Source organism: Streptomyces sp. NPDC044003, assembly GCF_056435185.1.
The window spans coordinates 641,294-659,347 of record NZ_JBWKFA010000001.1; the positions used below are offsets into that span (position 1 = coordinate 641,294).

17 protein-coding genes are annotated in these 18,054 nt (G+C 72.0%); 4 read left to right on the forward strand and 13 right to left on the reverse strand.

What is annotated here, in order from left to right; all coding sequences use genetic code 11:
* Positions 1-199: 199 nt before the first annotated feature.
* Positions 200-661 carry an ATP-binding protein gene (locus AC07AW_RS02935; protein WP_478813741.1) on the forward strand — a complete coding sequence of 154 codons (462 nt, stop codon included), beginning with the start codon at positions 200-202 and terminating at the stop codon, positions 659-661.
* 64 nt (positions 662-725) lie between these two features.
* Here the strand turns inward: AC07AW_RS02935 and dapC are convergent, their stop codons facing one another.
* Positions 726-1,823, reverse strand: a complete 1,098-nt coding sequence (gene dapC, locus AC07AW_RS02940; protein ID WP_478813742.1) for a succinyldiaminopimelate transaminase — start codon at positions 1,821-1,823, stop codon at positions 726-728.
* 83 nt (positions 1,824-1,906) lie between these two features.
* A complete protein-coding gene (fdxA, locus tag AC07AW_RS02945; RefSeq protein ID WP_015035968.1) occupies positions 1,907-2,227 on the reverse strand; it encodes a ferredoxin in 321 nt (106 codons plus the stop codon).
* Between the two features lie 112 nt (positions 2,228-2,339).
* Between fdxA and AC07AW_RS02950 the strand changes: the two genes are divergently transcribed.
* Complete coding sequence (locus tag AC07AW_RS02950) at positions 2,340-3,350, forward strand: GNAT family N-acetyltransferase (protein WP_478813743.1); 1,011 nt, start codon at positions 2,340-2,342, stop codon at positions 3,348-3,350.
* Positions 3,335-4,192 carry a transglutaminase family protein gene (locus AC07AW_RS02955; RefSeq protein ID WP_478813744.1) on the forward strand — a complete coding sequence of 286 codons (858 nt, stop codon included), beginning with the start codon at positions 3,335-3,337 and terminating at the stop codon, positions 4,190-4,192. Before AC07AW_RS02950 ends, AC07AW_RS02955 begins: the two co-directional genes overlap by 16 nt.
* A 128-nt stretch (positions 4,193-4,320) precedes the next feature.
* On the opposite strand, the gene AC07AW_RS02960 is transcribed toward AC07AW_RS02955, so the two are convergent.
* From AC07AW_RS02960 to AC07AW_RS02975, 4 genes are all read right to left on the reverse strand, one after another.
* The gene (locus tag AC07AW_RS02960; protein ID WP_478813745.1) at positions 4,321-6,477 is read right to left on the reverse strand and encodes a peptidoglycan binding domain-containing protein; all 2,157 of its coding nucleotides are present in this window, start codon (positions 6,475-6,477) and stop codon (positions 4,321-4,323) included.
* Between the two features lie 176 nt (positions 6,478-6,653).
* Positions 6,654-7,019, reverse strand: coding sequence for a DUF6113 family protein (locus AC07AW_RS02965; protein ID WP_478813746.1), 366 nt, complete (start codon positions 7,017-7,019; stop codon positions 6,654-6,656).
* Positions 7,016-7,906 carry an N-acetyl-1-D-myo-inositol-2-amino-2-deoxy-alpha-D-glucopyranoside deacetylase gene (mshB, locus tag AC07AW_RS02970; RefSeq protein ID WP_478813747.1) on the reverse strand — a complete coding sequence of 297 codons (891 nt, stop codon included), beginning with the start codon at positions 7,904-7,906 and terminating at the stop codon, positions 7,016-7,018. The genes AC07AW_RS02965 and mshB overlap by 4 nt, the downstream gene beginning before the upstream one ends.
* Before the next feature lie 27 nt (positions 7,907-7,933).
* Positions 7,934-8,128 carry a hypothetical protein gene (locus tag AC07AW_RS02975; protein ID WP_015035959.1) on the reverse strand — a complete coding sequence of 65 codons (195 nt, stop codon included), beginning with the start codon at positions 8,126-8,128 and terminating at the stop codon, positions 7,934-7,936.
* Positions 8,129-8,305: 177 nt separating this feature from the next.
* On the opposite strand from AC07AW_RS02975, the gene AC07AW_RS02980 reads away from it, so the two are divergent.
* The gene (locus AC07AW_RS02980; protein ID WP_478813748.1) at positions 8,306-10,465 is read left to right on the forward strand and encodes a S9 family peptidase; all 2,160 of its coding nucleotides are present in this window, start codon (positions 8,306-8,308) and stop codon (positions 10,463-10,465) included.
* Positions 10,466-10,520: 55 nt separating this feature from the next.
* On the opposite strand, the gene AC07AW_RS02985 is transcribed toward AC07AW_RS02980, so the two are convergent.
* From AC07AW_RS02985 to AC07AW_RS03015, 7 genes are all read right to left on the reverse strand, one after another.
* The gene (locus AC07AW_RS02985) at positions 10,521-11,459 is read right to left on the reverse strand and encodes a hypothetical protein (RefSeq protein WP_478813749.1); all 939 of its coding nucleotides are present in this window, start codon (positions 11,457-11,459) and stop codon (positions 10,521-10,523) included.
* Positions 11,460-11,635: 176 nt separating this feature from the next.
* Positions 11,636-12,691, reverse strand: coding sequence for an ABC transporter ATP-binding protein (locus AC07AW_RS02990; protein ID WP_478813750.1), 1,056 nt, complete (start codon positions 12,689-12,691; stop codon positions 11,636-11,638).
* A complete protein-coding gene (locus tag AC07AW_RS02995; protein WP_478813751.1) occupies positions 12,684-13,667 on the reverse strand; it encodes an ABC transporter ATP-binding protein in 984 nt (327 codons plus the stop codon). The genes AC07AW_RS02990 and AC07AW_RS02995 overlap by 8 nt, the downstream gene beginning before the upstream one ends.
* Positions 13,668-13,673: 6 nt before the next feature.
* On the reverse strand, positions 13,674-14,696 hold the full coding sequence (locus AC07AW_RS03000) for an ABC transporter permease (RefSeq protein ID WP_478813752.1): 1,023 nt from the start codon (positions 14,694-14,696) through the stop codon (positions 13,674-13,676).
* Positions 14,689-15,612: an ABC transporter permease gene (locus AC07AW_RS03005; protein WP_478813753.1), complete on the reverse strand. Its 924-nt coding sequence runs from the start codon at positions 15,610-15,612 to the stop codon at positions 14,689-14,691. The genes AC07AW_RS03000 and AC07AW_RS03005 overlap by 8 nt, the downstream gene beginning before the upstream one ends.
* A 92-nt stretch (positions 15,613-15,704) precedes the next feature.
* Entirely contained in the window at positions 15,705-17,333 is a 1,629-nt protein-coding gene (locus AC07AW_RS03010; RefSeq protein WP_478813754.1) for a peptide ABC transporter substrate-binding protein, read from the reverse strand.
* A gap of 109 nt (positions 17,334-17,442) precedes the next feature.
* Entirely contained in the window at positions 17,443-18,030 is a 588-nt protein-coding gene (locus AC07AW_RS03015; RefSeq protein WP_478814373.1) for a peptidoglycan-binding domain-containing protein, read from the reverse strand.
* Positions 18,031-18,054: the final 24 nt, after the last annotated feature.

An 18,054-nucleotide genomic window follows, 5' to 3' on the forward strand; every position in this document is an offset into this window, starting at 1 on the left:
TCACCCCTCCCCCTCGCTTCCCTTGCGGCACAAGGGAAGTGACGGTTCGGCAGGGCTTCTCGCAATGACACGTTCGTCCGTTTTCCTCCCCACCCGACAATACGACGCATTACCAACTCTTTACCTTCGGTCGCCGCAACCTCCCCCGCCCCAGGGCCGGTTGTCACTGCGTAATCGTCCTCTCCGCCGAAGGAGCACCATGTCCCTCTCCCTGACCCGCCGGATCGCCCGTGCCGCCCTCATCGTCGCGGCCGGAGCAGCCCCCGTGGTCGGTGCGGCCGGCTCGGCGAGCGCCCTGGACCAGGGCCTCGCGCCGACCGGGGCCCTCGGCGGCGTGACCGCCCTGGACGCCGCCGGCGCGGGGGGCGCCGTCGACGCCGCCTCGCAGACCGCGACCGGCGTGGTCGGCGAGACCGGCGGCAAGGCCGTCGGCACGGCCGTCCCGGCCGCCGGCAAGACCGTCGGCACCGCCGGCAAGACCGCCACCCCCGCCGCGCAGCAGGTCGTCGGCAAGACGGCCGGCAGCACGGGCGAGGTCGTCGGCCAGACCGCCGGCGCCGCCGCCGAGAGCACCGAGGCCCCCACCGGCGGGGCCCTGGGCGGCGGCCTGGGCGGCCTGCCGACCGGCCAGACCCTGGGCGGCCTGCCCCTCGGCGGCTGACCGCAAAACGACGCACGGAGGGCCCGGGGAGCGTGTGCTCCCCGGGCCCTCCGGCGTCACGGGCTCAGCCCAGGCGCTTGACCGCGGCCTCGACCCGCTCGTCCGTCGCCGTGAAGGCCACCCGCACGAACCGCTCCCCCGCCTCGCCGTAGAAGTCGCCGGGCGCCACCAGGATGCCCTTCTCCGCCAGGTAGGCCACCGTCTCCCAGCACGGCTCGTCCCGCGTCGCCCACAGGTACAGGCTCGCCTCGCTGTGCTCGATCCGGAAGCCGTGCGCCTCCAGGGCCGCCCGCAGCGCCGCCCGGCGGGCCGCGTACCGCTCCCGCTGCTCGGCCACGTGCGCGTCGTCGCCCAGCGCCGCGACCGTCGCCGCCTGCACCGGCGCCGCGGTCATCATGCCGCCGTGCTTGCGGATCTGGAGCAGCTCGCCCAGGACGGCCGCGTCGCCCGCGATGAACGCCGCGCGGTAGCCGGCCAGGTTGGAGCGCTTGGACAGCGAGTGGACCGCGACGATCCCCTCGTACGAGCCCCCGCAGACGTCCGGGTGCAGGACCGAGACCGGGTCGGCGTCCCAGCCCAGCTCCAGGTAGCACTCGTCGGAGAAGACGAGGATCCCGTGCTCGCGCGCCCAGGCCACGATCCGGGTCAGCTCGTCCTTCGCGAGGACCTTGCCGGTCGGGTTCGACGGGGAGTTGAGCCACAGCAGCCTGACCGCGGCGGGGTCGAGGTCGGCGACCGGGTCGTCGTAGACGACGGGCTCCGCGCCGCAGAGCCGCGCCCCCACCTCGTACGTCGGGTACGCGAGCCGCGGGTAGGCCACCGCGTCACCGGCGCCGAGCCCCAGCTGCGTCGGCAGCCAGGCCACCAGCTCCTTGGAGCCGACCACGGGCAGCACGTTCTCGTGGGCGAAGTCCACCGCGCCCAGGCGCCGCTCGCACCAGCGGGTGAGCGCGTCCCGCAGTTCCTTCGTCCCCCACACCGTGGGATAGCCCGGCGAGTCCGCGGCCGCGACCAGGGCCTCCTGGATCAGCGCGGGGACCGGGTCCACGGGCGTCCCGACGGAGAGGTCCACGATTCCGTCCGGGTGCGCCACGGCCGTCTTCTTGTACGGCTCCAGCTTGTCCCAGGGGAAGACGGGAAGGCGCGAAGAGACTGCGCTCACGGGTTGGCTCACTTCCTCGTACGTACGGAAAACGCTTCGGCCCCGTACAGCGGCGAGGCTGTACGGGACCGAGGGCGAATGAATCAGCCGTTCTGCGGCGGCAGGGCGGCGATGAAGGGGTGGTCGCGCTCGATCTCGCCGAGCTTGGAGGCACCACCGGGCGAGCCGAGCTCGTCGAAGAACTCGACGTTCGCCTTGTAGTAGTCCTTCCACTCCTCCGGGGTGTCGTCCTCGTAGAAGATCGCCTCGACCGGGCAGACCGGCTCACAGGCCCCACAGTCGACGCATTCGTCCGGGTGGATGTACAAGGACCGCTTGCCCTCGTAGATGCAGTCGACGGGGCACTCCTCGATGCACGCCTTGTCCTTGACGTCGACACAAGGCTGCGCGATGACGTAGGTCACGCTGTCGTTCCTCCTCGATAGGGCTGGTCTGCGCGGGAGCGCGGCGTCGTCGATGCCCGCACCTAGTATCTCCGTTCTTGAGGGCGATCCGAACAGGAGGGGCGGAGAAGCTGTGGAAATCACCGGCGGAGGGCGCCTTGAAGTGCGAATTACCAGCGCTGACGTGGGAAAACGTGTCTCCGTTCGGTACGTGACGGACTCGGCGGAACCGGGCGAGAGGTTCACCGACGCGGTCGGAGTTCTCACATCATGGGACGCCGGTGTGCTGCTGATCACACGAAAGAGCGGCGAGAGCGTCCGGATCCCGGAATCCGCGCTGGCCGCGGGGAAGGTCGTGCCGGCCGCCCCGGCCCGCCGCCGCGGCCCCTCGGCCACCTTCCCGGAGCTCGCCCGGGCCACCGCGCGCGCGTGGCAGCCGGTCGAGAGCGAGGCCCTCGGCGAGTGGACGCTGCGGGCCGCCGACGGATTCACCCGGCGCGCCAACTCCGCCCTGCCGCTCGGTGACCCCGGACTGCCGGTCGCCGAGGCCCTCACGCACGTGCGCGCGTGGTACGCGGCCCGGAAGCTGCCCGCGTACATCCAGACCGCCACCGGCGCCGAGGGCACCCAGGAGCTGCTGTGCGCCGCCCTCGACCGGCACGGCTGGCGGCGCGAGGTCTCCGCCGAGGTACGGATCGCGGCGCTCGCCCCCCTCGGCGACCAGGACGCCGACGTCTCCGCCGTACGCCTCTCCCGGACGGTCGACGAGCCGTGGCTGCGCCGCTACCAGCGCTTCTCCGGCGACGAGGAGGCGAGCCCGGCGGTCCGGTCCGTCCTCGCCTCCGGTCCGAGTGTGTGGTTCGCGTCCGTCGCGGGCACGGGAGAGGTACCGGCGGCGATCGGACGCTGTGTGGTCGACGGCCGCTGGGCCGGCTTCATGGCGGTCGAGGTCGACCCCGCACAGCGGCGCCGGGGCCTGGCGACGTCCGTCATGACGGCGCTCGCCCGGCAGGCGCTCGACGAGGGCGCGTCGGCGGCCTGGCTCCAGGTGGAGTCGGACAACGACGGCGCGCGGGCGCTGTACGACGGCATGGGCTTCGCGCCCCACCACCACTACCACCACTACCGATGGGCGGAGGCGTGAGCGAGGACGAACCACCGGTCGACGCCACCGACTGGCGCCGGGAGTTCGCCGAGGAGGCGCGCGCCGAGCGTCCCGACCTGGCCCGGCTCTGCCTGCTGATCGGCGCGGTGGCCGACCCGTCCGTCACCCGGCGCGACATCGACGAGGCCGAGATCGAACTCGACCGGCTCGCCGGGCTCGTCCCGTACGCGACCCGGATCACCGGCGACTGGGCCACGGAGCTCGCGGCGCTCCTCGGCGTCCACGAGGGCTTCGAGGGCGTGGCGTCCGACTACCAGCGCCTGGAGTCCTCGCTCCTGCACGAGGTGCTGCGGCGCCGCCGGGGCCTGCCCATCCTGCTCTCCGTCGTCTGGATGGAGGTCGCCCGCCGGGCCGGCGCCCCCGTGTACGGGCTCGGGCTGCCCGGCCACTTCGTCGTCGGCTTCGGCGACCCCGCCGACCTGAACCTCGCCGACCCGTTCGCGGGCGGGCGGGCGATGACGGGCACGGACGCCGAGCTCCTGGTGGCGAGCGCGACGGGCGAGGCGCTCGACCGCTCGATGCTCCGCCCCGCCGAGCCGGGCGCGATCGTCCTGCGGATCCTCAACAACATCCGCGCCTGGGCGGCCCCCCGCCCCGAGCGCTCCGACGTCGCCCTGTGGGCGGTGGAACTCGCCCTGCTGCTCCCCTCCCACCCGGCGAGACTCCGCTACGAGCGGGCCGAGCTGCTCGTCCAGCGCGGGGACTTCCTCACGGGCGCGGTGGAGATGGAGGCGTACGCCCAGGTGATGGACGCGGTGGACCCGGAGTCGGCGACGACGATCCGGCGCCGGGCCCAGGCGGCGAGGGCGCTGCTCAACTAGAGGGTGTCTTGTCGATCACGCCGCGAGCCCGGCCTGATCGACAAGACACCCCCCAGGTCTGTGCCCGGCGTACGCGTGAGCCCCCGCCTCTGGTGGGGCGGGGGCTCACGCGGCCGGTGCGGGGACTGTCAGCCCTCGCCCGTGAGGTTGATCGTCTTCGTGCGTTCCGCGAGGGTCTTGCCCTTCAGGGCGTCGCGCATCACGAAGGCCACGTCGTCGGACGAGACCTGGTGCTTGGTGCCGTCGCCCTTGGTGATCATGACGCCGTCGAAGGCGCCGTCGAGGAGCCGGTCGATCGCCTTCTTGTCGTAGACCTCGATCAGCCGGCCGTCGACCGCCTTCATCGAGAGGATCTGCGGCAGCGACCGCGCCGGACCGAAGTCGATGTGCTTGCCGCCCGCCTGGATCCTGATCAGGCCGGACATCGCGGGCGTCGCGAACTCCTTCATCGCCCGGTCCAGCTCGCCCTTCGTGATCGTCGGCCTGCGGGTGGTGACCGGCAGCTCGACCAGCGTGTTCCGGCCCGTCTCGACCTGGGCCCGGAAGGCGTCCCGTACCGAGATCATCGAGCGCTGGACGTCCAGGGCCTGGCCGGGCTTGCCCTCGATCGGGGTCACCTTGTTCGGGGCGAAGAGGATCGTGCCCTCCGTCGCCGACGCGGACGTGCCGGCCAGGTCGGTCAGCGCGACCGCGAGCTTCTCCTCGTCGACCGGGAAGACCGGCTTCGCGACCCGCTCGCCGCCGAAGAGGGAGCCGATCACCGAGACCGGGTTGTAGTCGCTGCCCGCCGCCGCACGGACCGTCTCCTGGCTGTCGAGCGCCAGGCCCGCCTTGTCCGGGGCCAGCTGGACCTTCTTGCCGCCGACGCTGAGCTGCAGCGGGGCCGTGGCCCGCTTGCCGAGCGCCGCGTCCAGCTTGTCGACGGCATCCTCCTTCGTGCCGCCGCCGATGTCCACGCCCAGCACCGTGGTGCCCTTCGGGACGTCGGAGTGGTTGAGGAGCAGCCCGGCGCCGTACGCGACACCCGCGATGCCGACGACTCCGACCGCGACGAGGACCAGCTTGGAGCGGCCCTTCTTCGCCGGGGCCCGGTTCGCCGCCGGTGCCTGGCGCGGCGCCGGCGCGGGCGCCGGGGTCGCGTGCTCCTCGATGCGCGGCGTCAGGTTCGGGCGCGCCGCCGTCGGCGGGACCACGGGGATGCCGCTGGTGAGCGTGTCCCCGGAGATGTGCGCGCCGTCGTCGGCCGCCGCGCCCGGGCCGGACGTCGGGGCCGGGGCAGGCTGCTGCGGCGTCAGGATCGCGGTGTCGTCCGACATGCGGGGCGCGCCGCCGGCGGCGAACGGGGAGCCCACCGCGCCCGGGCCGCCGCCGAAGGGGGGCCGGGGGGCGGTCTTGGCGCCGCCGAAGGTGGCGGTGCCGGTGACCGGGCCCGTGGTGGGGCCGGTCGGCGCCGCCGGGCCGCCCTGAGCGCCGGGGCCGCCCGGACCGCGGTACGCGGGCGTACCGGCCTCCGGGGTGCCGTCGTACATCGGGGTACCGGCGGCGGGCGTGCCGTCGTACATCGGGGTACCGGCCGCCGGGGTGCCGTCGTACATCGGCGTGCCGCCCGCGGGCGTCCCGTCGTACATCGGGGTACCGGCCGCCGGCGTCCCGCTCTCGTACAGCGGGTTGCCCGGCGGGGTCTGCGCGGTCGCCGTGACCGGGCGGCTCGACGGGGTGGTGCCGACCGTCGGGACGCCCGAGGTCGCCGAGCCCGCGAAGCCGGTGCCCTGGGCGTCCGGTCCGGTGGGCGCCGGGGCCGGCTTGGCGGCGGGCGCCGGTGTCGGGGCGGGTGCCGGAGCGGGCGCCGGGGCCGCGGCCTTGCGCGGGGCGAACCAGTCGCTCGTCTCCTTAGCCTTCGGCGCCTGCGGGGCCTCCTCGGCCGCCCGCGGCGGCTCCGGCGCGGCCTCGACCACCGGCTCGGGCTCCGGCTCCACGGCGGGAGCGGGCTCCGGCTCGGGGGCCGGGGCGGACGCCTCGTTGACCGTCTTGCGGACCACGACCGGCGGAATCGGACGCGAACCCGGGATGTTGATCCGGATCCGGGTCGTCAGCGTCGTCTCGGTCTTGGGCTCCTCCGGCGGCGCGGACGCGGCGGGGGTCTCCTCCTGCGCGTCCTGCGTGGGGTGGAGCGACGGATACTGGCGGGATCCGTACGGCGGGGTACCCGAGGGGTAGGCGGCTCCACCGCGCCCCTGGGCGCCGGAGGACGAACTGTCAGTCTCTCGACCAGTTTCACGACTCAAAGCAGGATCTCCCGGTTGGCTCCACCGCCCGCTCTTGCTGATGCTCGTGTTGACCCGGGCGGTTCGGCGGCGCGCACCACCATACTGAACCCCGCCGACTCATACCCGACCCCTGGGTGACGGACGACGGGCAATCCGGCCGAAGTCAGGACGTCCCCGGTCTCAAGTCGTCCTGTTCACGGGGTCGGTCGCGGCAGCCGGGGCAACGTGGCGCACATCACAGCGAGCGCCATGCCGCCGAAGAGAAAGAGCAGCTCGCCGCCGCCTCCACCGAACGCCCCGTCACCCTCGGGCCGTCCGAGGCTGAGCAGGATGACGGCGACGAGCCAGCCGCCGCCGGCCGAGGCGACGCCGACCTGGGTGCCGGTGGCGCGCAGCCCTCCGTAGAAGAGGGCGGCGGCGGCCAGGAGCGCGAGGAGCAAACCGGCCGGGAACCAGGCGGCTTGGACGAGGCTCCCGGCGATGCCGACGAGGGCGCCGAGGACGAGCAGGACGGCGTACGAGACGTACCGGACGCCCGGGGAGACCGGAGAGTCGCTCACGCCGTCACTCCCGCGAAGAGGTCCGTCTCGCGCATGCCCGCCGGGGCGCCGGAGGTGCCCTGGACGAGTTCGTAGTACTCGGTGGTGAAGATCGGCTGGCCGAGGTCGTTGGAGAGGGCGAAGAAGGGACCGTCGACGGCGACTTGGGTGGCGTGGGCGGCCATCGCGGCGCTCTTGCGGGCCGTGTACGCGGGGTCGGCGGCGATCTCGGCGGTGATCCGGTCCTCGTCGACGACGCCCGGGACGTCGTCGACGTCGGCGATCGCCGGGAAGACAGAGCCCTCGGCGCGGAGCCGGGCGAATCCGGCCTCGGCGACGGGGCGCGGGACGCGGTTCCAGTAGATCTTGGCGATCGGGTGGGCCGGTCCGAGGTCGGGGCGGTACGAGGCGTCCGCCGCGAGTTCGGCGGCGCGGGTGGCGACCCGGTGGGCCTGGATGTGGTCGGGGTGGCCGTAGCCGCCGTCGGGGTCGTAGGTGATCAGGACCTGCGGGCGGGTCTCGCGGATCACCTCGACGAGGTGCGGCGCGGCGGTGTCGACGTCGGTGTTCCAGAAGGCGTTCGCGCGCTTGTTCTGCTCGGCGCCCATCATTCCGGAGTCGCGGAAGCGCCCGGGGCCGCCGAGGAAGCGGTGGTCGGTGACGCCCAGCTCGGTCATCGCGGCGGCGAGCTCGCCGACGCGGTGCGGGCCGAGCCGGTCCTCCCGGTCGGGGGCCAGGTGGGCGAGGTCGGGCGGGATGACCTCGCCCTCCTCGCCGAGCGTGCAGGTGACCAGGGTGACGAGGGCGCCCTCGGCCGCGTACCTGGCCATGGTGGCGCCGTTGTTGATCGACTCGTCGTCCGGGTGCGCGTGCACGAGCAGCAGACGGCGGGCGGGGAGATCGGACATGCCCCCCACCCTACGAGGTCGGGCCGGTCAGAACTTGAGGCCGCCGATCATGCCCGCCACGTTCGTGGTGAGGGTGCTGATGGACGGGGCGATGGAGGAGCTCGCCAGGTAGAAGCCCAGGAGCGCGCAGACCGCCGCATGTCCAGCCTTCAGCCCGGATTTCCGGATCAGCAGGAAGACGACGATCGCCAGCAGCACCACCACGGAGATCGAGAGTGCCACGGCGGTTCACCTCCACCTTCGGTCGGATATTCGAGCGGTTCGGTCGATCAGCATGTGCCAGAGGGCATGCCAGTCCGATGCATACCCACCTAGCGCTACGGATCATAACTATCCGTGCGGCCGCATCGATCGGCGGACGGAGGCACGAGGGGGGCGCACGGCGCTAGTTTCAGCCGCATGACCTTGTCTTCGCAGCAGCCGGCCACCGCGTCGGCCGGGCTCTCCTTCCCCCGCCAGCACGCCCGGACCCAGCGGTTCACCCTGGGGGTCCCGCGTGGCTTCTCGGTCTCTCCGGACGGGGAGCGGGTCGTGTTCGTCAGATCAGGTTCCGGGACGGACCGTTCGCACCGGCTCTGGGTGCTCGACCTGCCCCGGGACGGCGAGCCCGCGGAGCGCGTGGCCGCGGACCCGGCGGCGCTGCTCGCGGGCGCGGAGGAGGAGTTGTCGCCGCAGGAGCGGGCGCGCCGGGAGCGGAGCCGGGAGGGCTCGGCGGGGATCGTGGCGTACGCGGTGGACGGGGCCGTGGAGTTGGCGGCGTTCGCGCTGTCGGGGCGGCTGTTCACGGCGGAGCTGCGGGCGGGGACGGCGCGGGAGCTTCCGGTGCCGGGGCCTGTGATCGACCCCCGTCCCTCGCCGGACGGGCGGTGCGTGGCGTACGTGGCGGAGGGCGCCCTGCGGGTGGTCGGCGCGGACGGTTCGGGCGACCGTGCGCTGGCCGTTCCGGAGGACGAGTACGTCTCCTACGGATTGGCTGAATTCATCGCCTCGGAGGAGATGGGCCGGGAGCGCGGCTACTGGTGGTCGCCCGACTCGGACCGGCTGCTCGTGGCGCGGGCGGACGACCGCGCGGTGCAGCGCTGGTGGATCGCGGACCCGGCTCACCCGGAGCGGGAGCCGCAGCGGGTGGGGTACCCGGCGGCGGGGACGGCCAACGCGGAGGTGCGGCTGTTCGTGATGGGCCTCGACGGGTCCCGTACCGAGGTGGTGTGGGACCGGGAGCGGTATCCGTACCTGGCTCGGGTGCACTGGTCGGCGGCCGGGGCGCCGCTGCTGCTCGTGCAGACGCGGGACCAGCGGGAGCAGCTGTTCCTGGCGGTGGACCCTGAGTCGGGGAAGACCGCGACCGTACGGACGGAGGCGGACCCGGCGTGGCTGGAGCTGCACCACGGGGTGCCGGCGTGGGGGCCGGGCGGTGGGCTCGTACGGGTCACGGACGAGGGCGGGGCGCGGGCCTTGGCCGTCGGGGAGCAGACGTGGACGGGTCCGGAGCTGCACGTCCGCGCGGTCCTGGACATCGGCGCGGACGACGTCCTGGTGTCGGCCTCGGCGGGTGAGGCGGCGGCGGACGGGGAGACCGGCGAGATCCATGTGTACCGGGTGACCGTGCGGGGCGTGGAGCGGCTGTCCGAGGGCGCCGGGGTGCACGGCGCGGTGCGCTCGGGCGCGGTGACGGTCCTGGTGTCGGCGCGGCCGGAGGCGCCGGGGAGCGTGGCGCGGGTGCTGCGGGACGGCGAGCAGGCCGCGGTGGTGGCCTCGTACGCCCAGCAGCCGGTGATCTCCGCGCGCGTGCGGCTCACGGAGGCGGGGGCGCGGCGGATCCCGTGCGCGGTGCTGCTGCCCTCGGGGTACGAGGAGGGGGACGGGCCGCTGCCGGTCCTGATGGACCCGTACGGCGGTCCGCACGGGCAGCGGGTGCTCGCCGCGCACAATCCGCACCTGACCTCGCAGTGGTTCGCCGACCAGGGCTTCGCGGTGGTCGTGGCGGACGGGCGGGGCATGCCGGGCCGCTCCCCCGCCTGGGAGAAGTCGATCCTGCGGGACCTCTCGCCGACCCTGGACGACCAGGTGGAGGCGCTGCGGGCGCTGGCCGAGCGCTTCCCGCTCGATCTGCAGCGGGTGGCGATCCGCGGCTGGTCGTACGGCGGCTATCTGGCGGCGCGTGCGGTGCTCCGGCGGCCCGACGTCTTCCACGCGGCGGTGGTCGGGGCGCCGGTGACGGACTGGCGGCTGTACGACACGCACTACACGGAGCGGTACCTCGGCACCCCGCAGGACGACCCGGAGGTGTACGCGGCGCAGTCGCTGCTGACCGACGACGGTCTGTCCGCGCCGGAGGAGCCGGCCCGGCCGATGATGGTCGTGCACGGTCTCGCGGACGACAACGTGGTGGTGGGGCACGCGCTGCGGCTCTCGTCGGCGCTGCTCGCGGCGGGCCGGCCGCACGAGGTGCTGCCGCTGTCCGGGGTGACGCACATGACGCCCCAGGAGCAGGTGGCGGAGAACCTGCTGCTGCTCCAGGTGGACTTCCTGAGGCGGTCGCTCGGCCTCGCGCGGTAGGGCCTGCCGTGCCAGGCGCCGCGAGCCCGGCATGACCCGAGAGACAGGCCCTGAGTCACCAGCCGGGCGGTGTCGGATGGGGCGGGGCCGGGGGCCGTGCCCCGGCCGCCGGGTACGGACCGGGTGCGGCGGCGGGGGCGCCGCGCCCGGCGAGGAGCACGAGCACCGCGAGGCCGGCGAGCAGCTCGAAGACGGAGGTGAGGACGTCCGTCGCGTCGAGGGTGGTGAGGTCGGCGAGGCGGGTGAGGGTCTCGTACCGGACGGCGCGGGCGACCCCGCCGAGCCCGCCCGCCGTGAGGAGGACGGCGGCGAGGAGCCCGAAGGCCCGGCTGTGGCGGGCCCGTGCGAGGCAGGAGACGGCGGCCGTGGCATACAGGCCGAGGGCGATCGCCGACAGCCAGCCGGGCGGGGGCGCGAGGGCGGGTTTCACGACGGAGCGGCCGCCGGTGAACCGGTCGACGGTGATCTCCAGGGGCAGTTCCCCGGCCCAGTACAGCTCCCACAGGGTCGTGAAGAGCGCGGCGAGCGCGAGGAGGATCCCGGCCGTGACGGCGGGGCCGGTACGGGGGCGGGTGGGTTCCTGCTCGTACGGGGCGTCCGCGGGGCGGCGGCCGACGGCGGCGGTGAGGACGAGTCCGGCGGCGAGGGCCAGTTCGAGGAGGGCGGTGACGAGGACGCCGCTGCCGGGCGCCCAGAGCCCGGGGAGGCGGAGGGCGAGGGTGACCGCGCCGGCGGCGGCGAGGGCGGAGGCCGCGTGCCGTGAGCGGAGCGCGGCGACGGCGCAGGCGGCGTAGGCGGCGAGGAGGACGGGGTCGATCAGGGAGGTGGTGGACCGCCCCCGGATCAGGAAGTGGTGGTCCCCGGCCCAGTACCAGGCCAGGTCGGCGGGCGACCCGAGCGCGGCGAGGTCCTTGAGGATCCACACGGCGGCGATGAGGGCGAGCGCGGCGCAGAGCGCGGCGCCGGTGAGACGTGCCGGTCGTGTCACAGTCACGGCCCCGATACTCACGGTCGCGACCGAGCGAAACAAGCGGTTCCGCATGAACGTCACATGGCAGCCGGCCGGGGCGACATGGCGCGCCCCGGCCGGCTCACGGCACCCGCACGGCCGTACGGAGCCACTATCCAATGTCCGTATATCGGATCCGATTCCGCCGGGTTGCCCGCACGTTAAAGGGACTTGGGCTCCTCCCCGCCGTTCTCCGGCGGGACGACCTGCTTCTCCTCCGCGAAGTGGCAGGCCGAGTCGTGTTTCGCGGGGCTGTCCGTGAGGCGGAAGACGGCCGGGACGGCGAGGAGCGGGACTTCGAGGGTGCAGCGCTCCTGGGCCTTCCAGCAGCGGGTGCGGAAGCGGCAGCCGGACGGGATGTTCGCCGGGGAGGGGACGTCGCCGGCGAGGAGGATCCGCTCGCGTTGGGCGCGCGCCTCGGGATCGGGCACGGGGACGGCGGAGAGCAGCGCCTGCGTGTAGGGGTGGGTGGGGTGGTCGTAGATCTGGGCGTCGGTGCCGATCTCGACGATCCGGCCGAGGTACATGACGCCGACGCGGTCGGAGATGTGCCGGACGATCGACAGGTCGTGGGCGATGAAGACGTACGACAGGGAGAACTCGGCCTGGAGGGCGTCGAGGAGGTTGATGACCTGGGCCTGGACGGAGACGTCGAGCGCGGAGACCGGTTCGTCGGCGACGATGATCTCGGGCTGGAGGGCGAGGCCGCGGGCGATGCCGATGCGCTGGCGCTGGCCGCCGGAGAACTGGTGGGGGTAGCGGTTGATGTACTCCGGGTTGAGGCCGACGACGTCCAGGAGGTCCTGGACCTTGCGGCGCCGGTCGCCCTTGGGCGCGACCTCGGGGTGGATCTCGTACGGCTCGCCGATGATGTCGCCGACGGTCATGCGCGGGTTGAGCGAGGTGTACGGGTCCTGGAAGACCATCTGGATGTTGCGGCGGACGGCCTTGAGGGCGCGGGGCGACATCTTGGTGATGTCCTCGCCCTTGTAGCGGATGGTGCCGGAGGTCGGCCGTTCCAGGTTGACCAGCATCTTCGCGACCGTGGACTTGCCGCAGCCGGATTCGCCGACGATGCCGAGGGTCTCGCCGGCGGCGAGGTCGAAGTCGACCCCGTCGACGGCCTTGACGGCGCCGACCTGCTTCTTGAAGAGGATCCCCTGGGTCAGCGGGTAGTGCTTGTGGAGGTCCCGGACTTCGAGAATCGCCTCAGCCATGGAGGCACTCCTTCCAGAAGTGGCAGGCGCTGGTGCGCGGCACCGGGGACTCGGTCACCTCGTAGAGCGGCGGCACGTCGGTGCGGCAGCGGTCCCTGGCGAGCGGGCAGCGCGGGTTGAAGGAGCAGCCGGACGGGATGGCGAGGAGGTTGGGCGGGAGGCCCTTGATGGCGTAGAGCTCCTGGCCCTTCTGGTCGAGGCGCGGGATCGAGTCGAGCAGGCCCCGGGTGTAGGGGTGGGCGGGGGCCTTGTAGATCTCGTGGACGGGCGCCTGCTCGACGATCTTCCCCGCGTACATGACGGCGATCTTGTCGGCGACGTCGGCGACGACGCCGAGGTCGTGGGTGATGAGGATGAGGCCCATGTTGAGCTCGCGCTGGAGCTCGGCGAGGAGGTCCATGACCTGGGCCTGGACGGTGACGTCGAGGGCGGTGGTGGGCTCGTCGGCGATGATCAGTTCGGGTTCGAGGGCGAGCGCCATCGCGATCATGATGCGCTGGCGCATGCCGCCGGAGAACTGGTGGGGGTACTGGCCGACGCGTTCCTTGGCGGCGGGGATGCGGACCCGGTCCATCAGTTCGATGGCCTTGGCCCTGGACTCCTTGCGCGACATCCCCTTGTGGACCTGGAACATCTCGCCGAGCTGGTCGCCGACGCTGATGACGGGGTTGAGGGAGGACAGCGCGTCCTGGAAGATCATCGCCATCTTGGCGCCGCGGACCTTGCGCCGCTCCTCCTCCTTGAGCTTCAGGAGGTCCTGGCCCTGGAAGAGGATCTCGCCGCTGCTGATCTTCCCCGGCGGGATGTCGAGGATGCCCATGACGGCCTGGGCGGTGACGGACTTGCCGGAGCCGGACTCGCCGAGGACGGCGAGGGTCTCCCCCGCGTCGACGGAGTAGTTGACGCCGTTGACCGCCTTGGCCACCCCGTCCCGGGTATGGAACTCCACGTGCAGGTCGCGCACTTCGAGCAGCATGGGTCCCTACCTCAGCTTCGGGTCGAGGGCGTCGCGCACCGCGTCGCCGAGCATGATGAAGGCGAGCACGGTGATCGCGAGCGCGCCTGCCGGCCAGAGCAGCATGTGGGGCGCGTTGCGGATGTACTGCGACGCCGAGGAGATGTCGATGCCCCAGGAGACGGTGGGGGGCTTCAGTCCGACGCCGAGGTACGACAGGGTCGCCTCCAGGCTGATGTACGTGCCGAGGGCGATGGTGGCGACGACGATCACGGGGGCGACGGCGTTCGGCGTGATGTGCCGGAGCATCATCCGCGAGTTGGAGGCGCCGAGCGCGCGGGCCGCCTGGACGTAGTCGTTCTGTTTGGCGGTGATGACCGAGCCGCGGGCGATACGGGAGATCTGTGGCCAGCCCAGGAGCACCATGAAGCCGATGACGGGCCAGACGGTGGCGCTGGTGACCACGGACAGGAGCACCAGGCCGCCGAGGACGACGGGGATGGCGAAGAAGACGTCGGTGAGGCGGGAGAGGATGCCGTCCCACGCGCCGCCGTAGAAGCCGGCGAAGCCGCCGAGGATGCTGCCGAGGACGGCGACGCCGAGGGTGGCGAGGACGCCGACGGTCACGGACGTGCGGGCGCCGTAGACGGTGCGGGTGTAGACGTCGCAGCCCTGGCCGTTGAAGCCGAAGGGGTGGCCGGGCTGGGAGCCCTCCTGGGCCTTGGACAGGTCGCAGTCGAGCGGGTCTCCGGAGGCGATCAGCGAGGGCCAGATGGAGATGACGACCAGGAAGAGGATGACGAGCGCGGAGATGATGAAGATCGGGTTGCGGCGCAGGTCGTGCCAGGCGTCGGACCAGAGGGAGCGGGGCTTCTTGTCGGAGCCGGCGTCGGGGCCGGCGTTGGGGCCGGTGTCGGGGCCGTTCTCGAGGTTCTTCTCCAGCGTCTCGGCGTCGGCGGTGCCGAAGTCGGCCGCGCCTCCGGCGCCGGTCGAGGCGATCGCTCGCCCTTCCTCACCGTACGACTCCAGCGGCTCATAGGGCTCAGGCATAGCGGATCCTCGGGTCAAGGACGGCGTACAGGAGGTCGACCAGGAGGTTGGCGAACAGGAACACCAGGACGAGGATGGTCACGAAGCCGACCACGGTCTGGGTGCTCTGGCGCACGATGCCGTTGTAGAGCTGGAAGCCGACTCCGTGGATGTTGAAGATCCGTTCGGTGACGATGGCTCCGCCCATGAGCGCCCCGATGTCGGCGCCGATGAAGGTGACCACCGGGATGAGGCTGTTGCGCAGCAGGTGACGGCTGATGACCCGGCGGCGGGGCAGACCCTTGGCGACGGCGGTACGGACGTAGTCGGCGCGCTTGTTCTCGGCGATCGAGGTCCGGGTGAGCCGTGTGACGTACGCGAGCGAGACCGAGGCGAGGACGAGGCCGGGGACGATCAGCTCGCTGAAGGGCGCCTCGGGCGAGACGGCCGGCTCGATCCAGCCCCATTCGACGCCCAGGAGGTACTGGATGAGCAGGCCGGTGACGAAGGTCGGGACGGAGAGGACGACCAGGGTCAGCAGCAGGACGCCGGTGTCGACGGGGCGGCCGCGCTTGAGGCCGGTGATGACGCCGAGGCTGATGCCGATGACGATCTCGAAGATGATCGCGACGATCGTGAGCCGGATGGTGACCGGGAAGGCGTCGGCCATCAGCTCGGTGACGGGCTGGCCGTTGAAGGCGGTGCCGAAGTCCCCGGTGAAGACGTTGCCCATGTAGGTCAGGTATTGCTGCCAGACCGGCTTGTCGAGGCCGTACTCCTTCTCCAGCTGGGCGGCGGTCGCCGGGTCGCAGGCGCGGTCGCCGCACAGACCGGCGATGGGGTCGCCCATCACGTTCACCATCAGGAAGATCAACAGCGTGGCGCCGAAGAAGACCGGGATCATCTGCAGCAGCCGCCGGATCACATATCGACCCACGGAGGCCTCCAGGAAGGGTGGGTTGCGGGACGGCGTACGGCCCGGCGCGGGGATCCGCGGCCCGGGCCGTACACCGCCGGACTGCTACGGCGTCACTTGACCTTGATCTGGTCGTAGACCGGGACGCTGAAGGGGTTCAGGGTCACGTTCTCGACCCGGTCCGAGTAGCCGGCGCTGCCGTTCTGGTACCAGAGCGGGATGGCGCCCATGTCGTCGCGGAGGACTCCCTCGGCCTGCTGGAAGAGCCCGACGGCCTTCGCGGTGTCGGACTCGGCGTTGGCCTCGTTGACCAGCTTGTCGAACTCGGGGTCGGAGTACTTGCCGTCGTTCGAGGAGGCGTTGGTGTAGTACAGCGGCTGGAGGAAGTTCTGGATGAGCGGGTAGTCCATCTGCCAGCCCGCGCGGAACGGGCCCTTCATCTTCTGCGTGCTGACCTGGCTGCGGAAGTCGGCGAAGGTGCCGATCGGGTTGCCGACGCAGGCCTTGTTGTTGCCGAGCGCGTTGTTGATGGAGTTGCAGACGGCGTCCACCCACTCCTTGTGGGAGCCCGTGTCGGCGTTGTACGAGATCGTCATCGTGCCGCCGGGAATGCCGCCGCCCTCGGCGACGAGCTTCTTGGCCTGCTCCGCGTTGTACGTGCAGAAGTCGCCGCAGATGTCCTTGAAGCCGCCCTCCTCGCCGAGCACCGGGGAGGTCCAGTCGACGGCGGGGGTGCGGGTCTTCTGGAAGATCGTCTCGGTGATCTGCTGGCGGTTGATCGCCATGGAGAGGCCCTGCCGGAGCTTCTCCTGGCCCGGCTTGTTCCACGCGGGGTCGTAGAACGGGAAGGAGAGGGTCTGGATGATGCCGGCGGGGACGTTGATGTACCGGCCGCCGAGGTCGGCCTGGACGTTCTTGAGCTGCGAGGCCGGCACGTCGTCGACGAGGTCGAGGTTGCCGGCCACCAGGTCCGTGTAGGCGGTGTTGTTGTCGGTGTAGACCTTGAGGGTGATGCCGCCGTTCTGCGCCTTGTCGGTGCCCGGGTAGGCGTCCCACTTCTTCAGGACCATCTGCGAGCCCTTGGAGTAGGAGTCGATGGTGTACGGACCGTTGCCGACGGGCTTGGAGAGCCAGGCGGCGTGGTCGTCGAAGAAGGACTGGGGCAGCGGGGAGAAGGCGGCATAGCCGAGGGTGTCCGGCCAGGTCGAGAACTTCTGGGTGAGCTTGACCGTGAAGGTCTGGTCACCGGTGACCTTGAGGCCGGACATCGTCTCGGCCGTGGCCTCGCCCTGCTCGGGGTGGACCTGGTCGTAGCCCGCGATCTGGCCGAAGAAGGAGGCGTTCTTCTGGTTGTTCTTCAGGCTGGCGGCGTAGTTCCAGGCGTCGACGAAGGACTTCGCGGTGACCTTCTCGCCGTTGGAGAAGGTCCAGCCGGACTTGACCGTGATGGTGAAGTTCTGCGAGTCGGTGGTCTCGATCTTCTCGGCGAGCAGGTCCTTGGCCGCGCCGGTCTTCGGGTCGTACTGCTTGAGTCCCCGGAAGATCATGGACAGCACCTTGCCGCCCTGGACCTCGTTGGTGTTGGCGGGCTCCAGCGGGTTCTGCGGGTCGCCCCACGAGGAACTCACGATGCCGTCGGCCCCTCCCCCGCCACCGCCGCTGTCGCCGCCACCACAGGCCGTCGCCGCGAGTGCGACGGCGGTGGCCAGTGCGGCCCACTTGGCGTGCGTGGCTCCGCGCATGGAGTGCCTCCCGATAGTCTTGCCGAGACTTAGGCCCCCATATCACCGCAACCCGGACAGGGTCGCATCTCGGCGACCGCTGTCCGGGTTGCGCCGGATCGGTTTCGGGTCAGTTCAGGAAGGTCACGTCCCAGTGGTTGCCCTCGTTGGCGTAGATGTTGCCCGAGGGAGCGGTGTAGAGGGCGGCGCCGTCACCCCGCTGGCCGGAGTACGCGAAGTTCCCGGTGATGTAGCCGGTCAGGCAGCTGGACATCGCGAAGTCCAGCTTGTAGCCGTTCCAGTGGCTGTACGTGCCGCCGGCGTGGCCCGTCTCCGTGCCGCCCGTGATGTTCATGGCGCAGCTGCTCGCCCGGCGCAGCGCGACGGCGCCGTCGGCGGAGGCCTGGCGCAGCCCGTCGAAGGAGGTGCAGCTGCTGCTGTTGCGGTCGGAGCAGTTGCCCGAGGAGCTCCAGGTGATGCCGGCAGCGGTGAAGATGGCGGCCGCCTGGGAGTGGGTCAGCAGGCCGCTGCTGCCGCCGCTGCCGCCGGCGGAGCCGGTGACCAGGGCGCGCCAGGTGTCCGGGCCGACGATGCCGTCCGCGTCGAGGCTGTGGGAGGACTGGAAGGAGCGGACCTTGGCGTCGGTGCCGTCGCCGAAGGCGCCGTCGACGACGAGCCCGGCGCCGTACCGGTTGAGCTGCGTCTGGGCGGCCTTCACCGCGGAGCCGTTGTCGCCCTTGCG